Raw genomic sequence first — 12,633 nt, forward strand, 5'->3', positions numbered from 1 at the left:
ATCAGCTTCCAACCGTTTTGAATGTTAAAAAAATATCTGAAGATTAGATAGTCTGTTATGGGTGCACTTTTCAAGGAAATTGCGCTAATGATGCATTTGAAAGAATAAATTTTGCGAGGCTTTTTATGTCATCTTCAAGATGCTATCTCGATTATAATGCAACAACTCCATTATCAGATGCGGCGCGCAATGCGCTTGTCGACGCTCTGGATGTTTATGGCAATCCGTCATCAGTCCATCAGGAAGGACGTGCTGCAAAGGCTTTGTTGGAAAAGGCACGCAGGCAGGTAGCCAAACGTCTTCATACCGAAGCAGATCACGTTGTGTTTACTTCAGGTGCAACCGAGGCAGCCATGACGCTGCTTACACCCCATTATAAAATGGGTCGTTCGGATGTCTCTTTTTCCAAAGTCTACATAGGAGCAACCGAACATCCCTGTATCGGCAAAGGTGGCCGTTTTGATAAAGACCGGCAAGACCATATCGGAGTTGACAAAAACGGTATTATCAATATTGACGAGCTTGAACAAAAACTCGCCCGACATGATAAATCCCAAGGTTTGCCAATGGTTGCCATTCAAGCGGCGAATGGCGAAACCGGTGTCATCCAGCCGATCGGAAAAATTGCCGATGTCGTCAAACAATCGGGTGGCGTGCTTATTGTCGACATAGTCCAGTATATCGGTAAACTTCCTGTCAATATCGAGAGTTTCGGAGGGGATTTCTTTATTGTTGCCGCACACAAGATCGGCGGTCCGAAAGGAGTGGGTGCATTTGTTGCAACCGGCAGCGCACTGATGCCCGAAGCGATGATTCTTGGAGGAGGGCAAGAGAAGGGCTTCCGTTCAGGAACCGAGTCTATTCCTTTGATCGCATCTTTCGGAGCAGCAATGGAGCAAAAGCCTACAACGCAGGATCTTGACCACTCCAAAGCACTTCAAATGCGTTTGGAAAACGGTTTGCGTCAATTAAGCAACAAACTTGTGATTTACGGAGAACATGCGCCCCGCCTTCCAAACACAACCTATTTTGCAATAGAAGGCTTGAAGGCCGAAACAGTGCAAATAGGCCTTGATCTGGCGGGGTTTGCGGTTTCGGCAGGTTCTGCCTGTTCTTCAGGAAAAGTCAAACAAAGCGGCGTTCTCGAAGCGATGGGCTACCACGTCCCCGACGGGGCAATTCGTGTCTCTACGGGCACACGAACCAGCCTCAAAAATATTGACGATTTTCTGGCTGCTTTTCAAAAAATCATCCAAAATTCAAAAATTTGAAAAACAGTACTTGCAATCCACTTTAGAACCGTTTTAAACAAAGTCAAATAAGCTTGACTGGATTTATCATGTTTTTTCATTGAAGTCTGGTGAATGAAACCCTAAATCAGGTTATGCTTATTTTGGTATAATCGACAACTGCCGGTTTTTGACCCGGCCAGGAGGGAGAAGCCCATGCCTGCAGTGCAGGAAACTATAAGTCAGGTCCGTGAAATTGACGTGGACCAATATAAATATGGTTTTGAAACCAAGATCGAGGCGGATAAAGCCCCGTTAGGGCTTAATGAAGATATTATTCGTTTAATATCCGCGAAGAAACAAGAACCCGAATGGATGTTGGAATTGCGGCTTAAAGCATTTCGCCATTGGTTGACAATGGAGGAACCGCACTGGGCCAGATTGGATATTCCACCGATAGATTTTCAGGCTATTTCATATTATTCGGCTCCTAAAAGCCAGAATGCACCGAAATCTCTTGATGAAGTTGACCCGGCTCTTCTCAATACGTACGAAAAGCTTGGTATACCACTGAAAGAACAGGAAATTCTTGCGGGTGTTCGCAAACAGCAAGAACCGTCGCAGCTTGACGATAATGTCTACGCTTCAGGGCGCGTTGCTGTTGACGCAGTTTTTGATTCTGTATCTGTGGTTACGACATTCAAAAAAGAGCTGATACGTTCGGGCGTTATATTTTGTTCGATTTCGGAAGCAATACGCGAGCATCCGGAGCTGATAAAACAATATCTCGGCTCGGTTGTGCCGGCTGGTGACAACTTTTATGCAGCGCTCAATGCAGCAGTGTTCACCGACGGTTCGTTTATTTATGTCCCCAAAGGCGTTCATTGCCCGATGGAGTTGTCTACATATTTCCGTATTAACGAGCGCAATACCGGTCAATTCGAGCGTACTTTGATTATCGCCGATGAAGGTGCTTACGTTTCCTACCTCGAAGGGTGCACAGCTCCGCAACGTGATGAAAACCAGCTCCATGCGGCCGTGGTCGAGCTTATCGCGCAAAAAGACGCCGAGATAAAATATTCGACGGTTCAAAATTGGTATCCGGGTGATAAAGACGGTAAAGGTGGCATTTTCAATTTCGTCACCAAGCGCGGTGACTGTCGCGGTGACAATTCCAAAATATCCTGGACACAGGTGGAAACCGGTTCGGCTATTACGTGGAAATACCCGTCTTGTTTGTTGCGCGGTGATAATACCCGTGGCGAGTTTTATTCGATTGCCGTTTCCAACGGACATCAACAAATCGATTCCGGTACGAAAATGATCCACTTGGGAAAAAACACGTCCAGTCGTGTTATTTCCAAAGGTATTTCAGCCGGATTTTCCAACAATACCTATCGCGGGCAAATATCGGCGCATCGTAAAGCTGCCAATGCCCGTAACTTCACGCAATGCGATAGCCTGCTAATCGGCAACAATTGTGGTGCTCATACGGCTCCTTATATTGAAGCTAAAAATGCGACCGCAAAGTTTGAACATGAAGCTACAACGTCCAAAATATCTGAAGACCAATTGTTTTACGTTATGCAACGCGGCATTCCGGAAGAAGAAGCAATTGCGCTCATTGTCAACGGCTTCGTCAAGGAAGTTATCCAGGAATTGCCAATGGAATTTGCTGTAGAAGCGCAAAAGCTCATTGGGATCAGTCTGGAAGGTAGTGTCGGTTGACAGAAGTTATAGTTTTTATGCGGTAGTCCGATTAGCGTCCGCAAAATAGGATTTAAAAATGTTAGAAATCAAAAATCTTCATGCACGTATCGCCGAAACCAAGACCGAAATTCTGCATGGTCTGGATTTGACAATTCACGACGGTGAAGTCGCTGCTATCATGGGGCCGAACGGTTCGGGTAAATCGACACTTTCCTACATTCTGGCAGGTCGTGATGACTATGAAGTGACAGAAGGTGAAATTCTGTTCAATGGCAAGCCGCTTCTTGAAATGGATCCGGCCGAACGCGCGGCAGCCGGTATTTTCTTGGCCTTTCAATATCCAATGGAAATACCTGGCGTTGCAACGATGGAATTCTTGAAAGTTGCAATGAATTGTCAACGAAAAGCTCGCGGTGAAGAAGAGCTGAAAGTACCCGAATTTCTCAAGAAAGTGAAGGCAGGTGTTGCCGAACTTGAAATGGATATGGGAATGCTCAAGCGGCCGCTCAATGTCGGTTTTTCAGGTGGTGAAAAAAAGCGTGCAGAAATCCTCCAGATGTTATTGTTGGAACCCAAACTCTGCATTCTGGACGAGACCGATTCCGGGCTTGATATCGACGCGTTGAAAATTGTGGCAAACGGCGTGAATGCTTTACGTTCTCCCGAACGTTCATTCATGGTGATTACCCACTATCAAAGATTGCTCGATTACATCGTGCCTGACACGGTCCATGTCCTTTATAAGGGGAGAATAATCAAAACCGGTGATAAAACATTGGCGATGCAGCTCGAAGAAACCGGTTATGCCGATATTATTGACAAAGCAGAATCGGGGGAAGAACATGAGTGAAACCTCGAAATCTGATAAAAAGCCGGAAATGACGGCTGCTGAAACAGCAATTGTCGATATTTTCGGACAAAAATTGGGTGATTTTCCCGGTAATAGCGAGGTCATGTCAACGCGTGACAGCGTGGTCGAACAATTCAAACGGGTAGGGGTTCCTTCGAGAAAACGCGAATATTGGCATTATACCGATTTGCGTACATTGCTGAAGACTGTTCCGAATTTCAGCGACGAGGGCGACGGGTTGGCACGTGCTCCACTTTTAGCTAAAAACTCTGTATTGGCTATTTTTAACGGAAAGACGCTGAGCGCGCCGGAAATAAAATCCATAACGGTCAAACGTGTAGCCGACGAGCTTGCGAACGAGCATTTCACCCTTAAGCCTGATATTGCCGATGATGATTTTGTTGGACAAATCAATACCGCTTTCGTAACGGATGGTTGGCTTCTTGAAGTTGAAGAGGGGGCAAAAATTGAAGAACCGGTCGAATTGCAAATGGTTAATCCGGCGGGGCAAGCTCACGTATTTTCCAACATAAAAGTCGGAGCCAATTCTTCGGTTACGTTTATTGAAAGACAGTTGGGTGGCGAAAAACCAGTATTTGTTACTGCCGTTCAAAATCTCGAAGTGGGCGAGGAAGCGGATGTCAAGTGGATCATCATCCGTGATCGCGGGTTTGAGGCAACACAATTTTCCAAATTCCGCGCAACACTAGCCGGAAATGCCAAACTTACCCTTTATATCGTCAATATTGCAAGCCAGTTGAACCGGCAGGAAATTGATGTCGAAATGCCTGGTGAAGGCGGGAATTTCCAGCTCAGAACGATTAATTTGCTCGCCGGAGCAAGCCATAGCGACGTTACGATGTTCGTTCGTCATATTGCGGAAAGTACAACGTCGACTGAAATTGTCCGCAATGTTGTGACAGACAATGCACGCGGCGCATTTCAGGGCATGATAAAGGTTGCGCGGGAAGCGCAGAAGACTGATGCGCGCATGGCATGCAATAGTCTTATTTTATCGGATGATGCCGAGTTTGATTCAAAACCGGAACTTGAAATTTTTGCCGATGATGTTGCTTGCGGGCACGGTTCGACTGTCGCGGAAATTGATCGCGACCAACTATTTTATCTTATGGCTCGTGGTGTCGAAAAATCGGTCGCACGCGGCTTGCTGGTGAAAGCGTTTGTTTCGCAGTTGATAGACGATGTCAATAATGAACAGATGCAGGATGTCATTGTCGAAATCATCAATCAATGGTTGGAAAAGCACCTTTAAAGGGATTTATTATGTCAACTCCTTCGCCTTCTCCTTTCGATATCGAGAAAATCCGGCGCGATTTTCCAATTCTTGATCGGAAAATATATGGCAAACGTTTGGCCTACCTTGATAATGCCGCTTCGGCGCAAAAGCCCCGTCAAGTGCTTGATGTAATGGATGAGGTTTACAAGACAAGTTATGCCAATGTGCATCGTGGTCTGCATTTTTTGTCAAATACAGCAACCGATCTTTATGAAAAAGCCAGAGAAAGCGTTCGCAAGTTCATCAATGCATCGTCTCATGAGGAAATTGTTTTCACCAAAAATGCAACCGAAGCAATCAATACTGTTGCCTATGGATATGCGATGCCGCGTTTTGCAGAAGGTGATGAAATTGTTCTGACGATTATGGAACACCATTCAAATATTGTTCCCTGGCATTTTATTCGGGAAACCAAGGGAGCAAAGCTGGTTTTTGTGCCGGTCGACGAGGATGGTGTTCTACATCTTGATGATTTCAATAAGGCTTTGACTGAAAAGACAAAACTCGTTGCAATCACGCATATGTCCAATACGCTCGGCACAGTGCCACCGGTCAAAGAGATGATAAAGGTAGCTCATGACCGTAATATTCCTGTTCTGGTTGATGGTGCACAGGGGTCTGTTCACCTCACCGTCGACGTTCAGGATCTTGATTGTGACTGGTATGTGATGACCGGCCATAAACTTTATGGGCCAACGGGAATTGGCGTTCTCTTTGGAAAAAAAGATCGGCTGCAAGAAATGCATCCCTTTCAGGGCGGCGGCGAGATGATTGAAGATGTGAGCATCGACAAGATCACCTATAATGAACCGCCGCATCGCTTTGAAGCAGGTACACCGCCAATCGTTCAGGCTATAGGGCTTGGTGCTGCACTTGAATACATCATGTCGAAAGACAGAAAAGCGCTTGAAGCACATGAGAAGGCTTTGACGGCCTATGCCCATGAACGACTTGAAGCGATCAATTCATTACGAATTTTCGGACATGCGCCTGATAAAGGCGGTATCATTTCTTTCGAGCTTGAGGGAATCCATCCTCATGACGTGTCGATGTATATTGATCGTCAAGGAGTAGCGGTGCGAGCCGGAACGCATTGTGCCCAGCCGCTATTGAATCGCTTTCACGTGACATCGACATGTCGGGCATCTTTTGCAATGTATAATGACCGCGATGATGTCGATCAGCTTGCCGAAGCGTTGGAAAAGGCAAGGAGGTTTTTTAATGAGTGACTCCGCCAACGAAATTCATGCGGCAGAACCGGTAGGCGCATGGGACAATGATATTGTTACATCACATGGTTCAGCGATTCCCGCCGATGAACTTGACCGCATGACAGACGATATTATCAATGCGTTGAAGACGGTATTCGATCCCGAAATTCCGGCTGACATTTATGAGCTGGGTCTCGTTTATAAAATTGATATAGAAGATGACCGTACGGTAAAAATTGACATGACATTGACAGCGCCGGGTTGTCCGGTGGCGGGCGATATGCCGACCTGGGTTGAAAATGCGGTAGGAGCAGTGGAGGGGGTATCGCATGTCGAAGTCAATATGACATTCGATCCACCCTGGACACCTGACAGAATGTCCGAGGAAGCTCAAATAGCTCTTGGTTGGTATTGAGCGTGGGCTTGGCGGAGCTCGATTTCATGAAGCGTGCGGGCTCCTCGAATATCGTTTGGGTAAGTCAAATATCGTTTTATTAGAAAGTCGTTTTTCTGGCGAAGTGAAGAACGACACGCCAATGGAGCGTGTCGCCAATGTCTCGAAAAATTGCAGAAATCCGGCAAGTGGCATTCTGTTGACGGAATTGTTCTTGACGGTTCCGGATGCAATGCGGAACTTAAAATGCAAATTTCCGGTCGAAAACATTTTCGGCCAACATATAGCGAATTATCCGTTTGTTGAAATGGAAAAATTTTCGAGCGGCAGCGCCTATAATCGGGATTTCTTAAAGTTTATCATCGTGCTTTTTTGGCAAGGACATATTTTTTCCGAAGGTGTAGCCGGTTTCAATAGTCTTATTGCCGAACTTGGCACGGAGTTTATCCATTGCGGTTTCTGCGACAGCCCGCTTGTGAGAATAAGGATCGAGAAAATCGCCATCATATAGACCCGTTGCTTTTGACAATTGCTGAACGCCAATTCCCAGAAGACGGAATTTCGTTCCATCAAGTTCTTTTTGAAGCAATCTTAATCCGGTACGAAAAATACGATCGGCAGTTTGTGTCGGGTCATCCAGACCGACATTCCGCGTTCGTGTTTTAAAATCTTTTGTCTTCAACTTGAGAACGACTGTTTGGCCGGCAATATCGCTTGCTTTCAATCTTGCTGATACTTTTTCCGATAGCATGCGTAAAACGGGTATCAAATCCTCACTATTCGACAGATCATTCATAAAAGTTGTTTCCGAGGAAATGCTTTTAGCTTCACGTTCGGGTTCAACCTGTCTTTTATCCTGTCCGCGCGATAACCGATAAAGGCGTTGTCCCATTTGTCCATAGCGTTTGATGAGCAATGCTTCATCGAGATGCTGGAGTTCTCCCACCATAGTAATTCCGTCATGTGATAATTTTTGCGCCAGTGCCGAGCCAACCCCCCATATTTTCGTAACTGGTTGTTTTGCTAGAAATGCTAGTGCTTCATGTTCACCGATAATGGAAAAACCACGCGGTTTATCGAGATCGGAAGCGATTTTTGCCAAAAATTTGCAATAAGATAATCCGATTGATACGCTAACCCCGATTTCATTTTCAACACGCTTGGCAAAACGCGCCAGAGTAAAGGAAGCCGGTGCTTTATGCAGTTTCTCTGTGCCGCTCATGTCTAGAAACGCCTCATCAATGGAAATTGGTTCGACGAGCGGTGTCAATTCCAGCATGAGTTGGCGAATTTCCCGACCGATACGTGCATATTTGGTTATATCCGGAGGAATGACGATGGCTTCCGGACAAAGTTCCAATGCCTTGAACATAGGCATTGCCGAATGTACGCCGGAAATCCGGGCGATATAACAAGCGGTCGAAACGACACCTCTTTTGCCGCCACCGACGATAACCGGTTTGTTACGCAGTTCGGGATGATCGCGTTTTTCCACGGAAGCGTAAAAAGCGTCACAATCGATATGTGCTAATGAAAGTGAATAGAGCTCCGGATGACGTATGAGACGAGGCGAGCCACATTTTTCGCAACGTTTATCGAATGCATGTTGAATGGATAAACAATCCCGACAAAAACCAAAATCAGGTTGGTCAAACGGGTTTATAGCCATACAGGTTGTTCTCCACCGGGAAGAAAGTTTATCGCTTCGCCGATTGACTGTGGCGGGTAACCCGATTGTTCAGCAAAACTCATCAATGTGGGTTCATGCGCCAATATGAATTGTAATACGCCCGCAAGAAAACCGTTGGAGGCCGCAGCTTGACGGATATCGGAAGCGTTAATACCGGTAATGTTCAGGAAACGCGGCATAAGTTCAGGATCGTTGGCAATAAACAATAATGCGTCGACTGCCAATTGTTCGGCTTCTTCACGGTTGGTTATTTGTTTTTTCATATCATTTTAGCCAAGTGGTAACCATAAGTAGTTTACTCTTGTCAGCGCAAAGCTGGAAGAGCGGAGATTGTAGAATGGCAAAAAAAGTTATGATTGTGGAAGATAACGAGCTGAATATGAAATTGTTCCGCGATCTTGTCGAAGCGAGTGGCTATGAAACAGTGGAGACGCGCAGCGGTTTGGCTGCTTTGGATTTGGCGCGGAAAAGCAATCCCGGACTCATTCTGATGGATATTCAATTGCCGGAAGTTTCAGGAATTGACGTGATAAAACAACTGAAAGCCGATGAGAAATTGAAATCGATTCCTGTTGTGGCAGTTACAGCTTTTGCAATGAAAGGCGATGAAGAAAGGATAAGGGCAAGCGGTTGTGAGGATTACATGTCCAAGCCAATATCGGTCGTCAATTTCATGTCTATGGTCAAACGCTTTCTGGGTTAAAAAGCAAGTTCCCGAATTGGAAATAGAAGAGCAATAAAAAAGCCCCGTAAAACGGGGCTTTTCCATGAAAAATGAAAATGCTGAAACTTAACGTTTCGAGAACTGGAACGAACGGCGAGCTTTTGCTTTACCGTATTTCTTACGTTCTACAACGCGGCTATCACGTGTAAGGAAGCCACCTTTTTTCAATACGGAACGTAAACCCGGCTCGAAATATGTCAAAGCTTTTGAAATGCCATGACGAACAGCACCGGCCTGACCGGAAAGACCACCGCCGGCAACAGATGCGACAATGTCAAACTGGCCGTCGCGATTGGCAGCAAGGATCGGCTGACGCAAAATCATCTGCAAAACAGGACGTGCAAAATATTTGTCGAAATCTTTACCGTTAACAACAATTTTGCCGCTACCCGGTTTGATCCATACACGTGCAATGGCATCTTTACGTTTACCAGTTGCGTAAGAACGTCCTTGCGCATCAAGTTTACGTTCATGGACTGGTGCTGCTGGTGCTGCAGGAGCTACAACCGTTTCGGTCACTGCACCAAGTTCAGAAAAAGAACTAATCTCGGCCATAATTAAGCAATCCTTTTATTTTTACGGTTGAGTGCGCCAACATTGATAACTTCAGGTTGCTGGGCTTCATGAGGATGTGTTGTTCCGGCATAAACGCGCAAATTCTTCATCTGCCGACGACCAAGAGGACCACGCGGAATCATACGTTCAACAGCTTTTTCGATAACACGTTCAGGAAAACGACCTTCGAGGATTTGACGGGCGGTACGTTCTTTCACGCTGCCAATATAACCGGTATGCCAGTAATATTTTTTATTGTGAAATTTTTTGCCGGTCAGAACAACTTTATCGGCATTGATGACAATAACATTATCACCGTCGTCGACATGAGGTGTATATGTTGGTTTATGTTTACCGCGTAACCGGTTGGCTACCAATGTGGCAAGACGACCTAAAACAAGGTTCTCTGCGTCAATAATGACCCATTTCTTGGCCACTTCAGCGGGCTTTTGTGAAAAAGTTGCCATTGAAGCTTTCCTTTTTTAAATCCCTCGTTAAACAAGGGCGTTTTTTGTTGCTTTGCGTTGTGACATCGTATCACAACAATTTATGCCGAATGCGACATGTGCGAGCTTCTTATAAGCTCTCGATCATAACGTCAATTGAAAAATAATCCAATATTTCCAATATTTTGCAATAGCGGTATTATAATACCGCTTAAAATAGATTGTTATTGTTGCTAACAGAAGCGGGAATCTGTTTTCGTTCTTAGAACTTCATCTTGAAAAACTGAAATTTCATAAGGTGAACTTCAAAAAAATTACAAAATAAAGCGCAACAATCGAATAAAACACGACAATGCAGCAAAGCGCGATAATGGACGCAGCTTTTGACAAACGATAAAACAACGGTTGAATAATTTGTTCTGTCGGGAATTGGCCGGACTGCGGTTCAGGAAGAACGCAAAAATAGTTCTCCAATCAATATTTCCGGACGTGTTTTGATACTCGTTATTTTATATTGCTTGAATCAAAATATAAAAAACAATGCGTAACATATTATTATAATTGCATAAATGATAAATATATTTTGAGTAAATATCCCGATATAAAGCTCGAAAGCTTTCATCATTTATTCGGAATGATCGGGATAGTTCCGACAAAATTCCAACGCGTCAACATTTAATATTCCGGCAATGAAGATAGCCGGCCTAAGCTATGAATAGCCAATCAATCGGGAGCCATTTTCGGGGAGCCGGAATTTTCTGAACAACTCGAACGCCCGCTACCTAAGAGATTATTACCGGACTGATAGAAATGCATCAGGCTATCACTGTACGAATTTTTTTGATTGTGGCGTTTTTCTGCTGTGGAGCTTTTGTTTTTTTCCTTTTTTTTCTTCAACCTAAGCGGGAAACCAATTTCCGGGAAAATAAATATCAAAAATTTCGGTGATTTGAGAGAGAAATAGTAACAATTCAGGGATTTGAGAAATTGTTTTCTTGTGACTTGTCTCTGCGTCAACTAGCCTCAAACAAAATGCAATGTTGAGAGATGCTTGATGGAGAAGCAAATGACAAAAACGACACCCGGAATAGAAACATTGGCAGTCCATGCGGGCACTGCGCCCGATCCGACGACCGGAGCAAGAATTACACCGATTTATCAAACCACCGCTTATGTGTTCAAGGACGCAGATCAGGCGGCAAATCGTTTTGCCTTGGCGGAGCCGGGGAATATTTATGGACGCATCACAAATCCGACACAGGCGGTACTTGAAGAAAAAGTTGCAGCACTCGAAGGCGGCACAGCTGCTTTGGCAACGGCATCCGGTCATGCTGCCGAATTTTTGACGTTTCATACTTTGATGGAACCGGGTGAAAATTTTGTTGCCGGCCGACAGCTTTATGGTGGTTCGATTAACCAGTTTTCCAATGCTTTCAAATCTTTTGATTGGCAAGTGCGTTGGGCTGATAGCGAAGATCCACAGTCATTTGAAAAGCAGATTGACGACAAGACAAGGGCAATTTTTATTGAAAGTTTTGCCAATCCCGGTGGAATTGTAGTCGATATTGAAGCCATTGCGAAAATAGCTCATGCACATGGTGTTCCTGTGATTGTCGATAACACACTTGCGACACCTTATCTCTTACGCCCTATCGAATATGGAGCCGACATCGTCATTCATTCACTAACGAAGTTTATTGGTGGTCATGGCAATTCGATGGGCGGTCTTCTCGTTGACGGTGGCACTTTTGATTGGGGCAAGTCAGGGCATTATAAAAAATTGACCGAACCACGTCCCGATTATGCCGGTCTTGTCATTTACGAAGCAACGGGTAATGCGGCTTTTGCCACGGCGGCGCGCGTGCTGGGAATGCGCGACTTCGGTCCGACCATTTCGCCGTTTAACGCCTTTCTCATTTTGACAGGGGCTGAAACCTTGCCGTTACGTATGCAAAAGCATAGCGATAATGCATTGGCAGTTGCCCAATATCTGGAAAAACACGAAAAAGTTTCATGGGTTAATTATGCCGGTTTGCCGGACAACAAATACCACAAGCTTCAGCAGCGTTATGCACCGAAGGGGGCGGGTTCTGTCTTCACTTTTGGTGTTAAAGGCGGCTATGAAGCAGGCGTCAAATTCGCTTCTTCATTGAAATTATTTTCGCTTCTTGCCAATATCGGCGATACACGGTCGCTTGTTATCCATCCGGCTTCAACCACCCATCGCCAGTTGACAGACAGTCAAAAAATTGCCGCCGGTGCAGGTCCGGACGTTGTGCGTCTGTCGATCGGTATAGAAGATATTAAAGATATTATCGGTGACATTGAACAGGCATTGAACCAAATTTGATAATAAAACAAATTATCAGTTATTAATGACAAACAGATCTTTCAGGCGTGCGCGAAACAGTCACGCCTGAAAGTTCAAACTATAGAATTTCCGAATTGTTTGATTTTGGCGACAAAGGTTGATCCGGACATATATCAATTTGTCATTCGCTTTCGACGGTGTTTTGTTGTATCAAAT

General features: G+C 45.0%; 12 protein-coding genes. 8 read left to right on the forward strand and 4 right to left on the reverse strand.

The window, feature by feature from the left end; all coding sequences use genetic code 11:
• The first annotated feature begins 125 nt into the window (after nt 1-125).
• The 6 genes from H3S94_RS06865 to H3S94_RS06890 all read left to right on the forward strand — a co-directional run bounded on the left by H3S94_RS06865 (nt 126) and on the right by H3S94_RS06890 (nt 6,712).
• Entirely contained in the window at nt 126-1,271 is a 1,146-nt protein-coding gene (locus H3S94_RS06865) for a cysteine desulfurase family protein (RefSeq protein ID WP_198240636.1), read from the forward strand.
• 174 nt (nt 1,272-1,445) lie between these two features.
• Nucleotides 1,446-2,957: a Fe-S cluster assembly protein SufB gene (sufB, locus tag H3S94_RS06870; RefSeq protein ID WP_077992087.1), complete on the forward strand. Its 1,512-nt coding sequence runs from the start codon at nt 1,446-1,448 to the stop codon at nt 2,955-2,957.
• A 58-nt stretch (nt 2,958-3,015) separates the two neighbouring features.
• The gene (sufC, locus tag H3S94_RS06875; protein WP_198231076.1) at nt 3,016-3,789 is read left to right on the forward strand and encodes a Fe-S cluster assembly ATPase SufC; all 774 of its coding nucleotides are present in this window, start codon (nt 3,016-3,018) and stop codon (nt 3,787-3,789) included.
• Nucleotides 3,782-5,062, forward strand: coding sequence for a Fe-S cluster assembly protein SufD (gene sufD / locus H3S94_RS06880; RefSeq protein ID WP_198240637.1), 1,281 nt, complete (start codon nt 3,782-3,784; stop codon nt 5,060-5,062). Before sufC ends, sufD begins: the two co-directional genes overlap by 8 nt.
• An 11-nt stretch (nt 5,063-5,073) precedes the next feature.
• On the forward strand, nt 5,074-6,315 hold the full coding sequence (locus H3S94_RS06885) for a cysteine desulfurase (RefSeq protein ID WP_198240638.1): 1,242 nt from the start codon (nt 5,074-5,076) through the stop codon (nt 6,313-6,315).
• Nucleotides 6,308-6,712 carry an SUF system Fe-S cluster assembly protein gene (locus H3S94_RS06890; RefSeq protein ID WP_077992094.1) on the forward strand — a complete coding sequence of 135 codons (405 nt, stop codon included), beginning with the start codon at nt 6,308-6,310 and terminating at the stop codon, nt 6,710-6,712. The genes H3S94_RS06885 and H3S94_RS06890 overlap by 8 nt, the downstream gene beginning before the upstream one ends.
• A gap of 328 nt (nt 6,713-7,040) precedes the next feature.
• On the opposite strand, the gene H3S94_RS06895 is transcribed toward H3S94_RS06890, so the two are convergent.
• Together H3S94_RS06895 and H3S94_RS06900 are read right to left on the reverse strand one after the other, a co-directional pair.
• The gene (locus H3S94_RS06895; RefSeq protein WP_198240639.1) at nt 7,041-8,360 is read right to left on the reverse strand and encodes a DNA polymerase IV; all 1,320 of its coding nucleotides are present in this window, start codon (nt 8,358-8,360) and stop codon (nt 7,041-7,043) included.
• Nucleotides 8,351-8,644, reverse strand: coding sequence for a DUF3572 domain-containing protein (locus H3S94_RS06900; RefSeq protein WP_077992097.1), 294 nt, complete (start codon nt 8,642-8,644; stop codon nt 8,351-8,353). Before H3S94_RS06900 ends, H3S94_RS06895 begins: the two co-directional genes overlap by 10 nt.
• A gap of 74 nt (nt 8,645-8,718) precedes the next feature.
• On the opposite strand from H3S94_RS06900, the gene H3S94_RS06905 reads away from it, so the two are divergent.
• Complete coding sequence (locus tag H3S94_RS06905; RefSeq protein ID WP_077992099.1) at nt 8,719-9,084, forward strand: response regulator; 366 nt, start codon at nt 8,719-8,721, stop codon at nt 9,082-9,084.
• A gap of 87 nt (nt 9,085-9,171) precedes the next feature.
• Here H3S94_RS06905 and rpsI read toward each other — a convergent pair whose 3' ends face one another.
• Nucleotides 9,172-9,660 carry a 30S ribosomal protein S9 gene (gene rpsI / locus H3S94_RS06910; protein ID WP_077992101.1) on the reverse strand — a complete coding sequence of 163 codons (489 nt, stop codon included), beginning with the start codon at nt 9,658-9,660 and terminating at the stop codon, nt 9,172-9,174.
• Between the two features lie 2 nt (nt 9,661-9,662).
• On the reverse strand, nt 9,663-10,127 hold the full coding sequence (gene rplM, locus H3S94_RS06915) for a 50S ribosomal protein L13 (RefSeq protein WP_077992103.1): 465 nt from the start codon (nt 10,125-10,127) through the stop codon (nt 9,663-9,665).
• Nucleotides 10,128-11,172: 1,045 nt separating this feature from the next.
• On the opposite strand from rplM, the gene H3S94_RS06920 reads away from it, so the two are divergent.
• Complete coding sequence (locus H3S94_RS06920) at nt 11,173-12,456, forward strand: O-acetylhomoserine aminocarboxypropyltransferase (protein ID WP_198231081.1); 1,284 nt, start codon at nt 11,173-11,175, stop codon at nt 12,454-12,456.
• The last annotated feature ends 177 nt before the right edge of the window (nt 12,457-12,633 follow it).

It is taken from the genome of Bartonella sp. B10834G3, from assembly GCF_016102505.1.
GTDB classification, from domain to species: Bacteria; Pseudomonadota; Alphaproteobacteria; order Rhizobiales; family Rhizobiaceae; genus Bartonella; species Bartonella choladocola.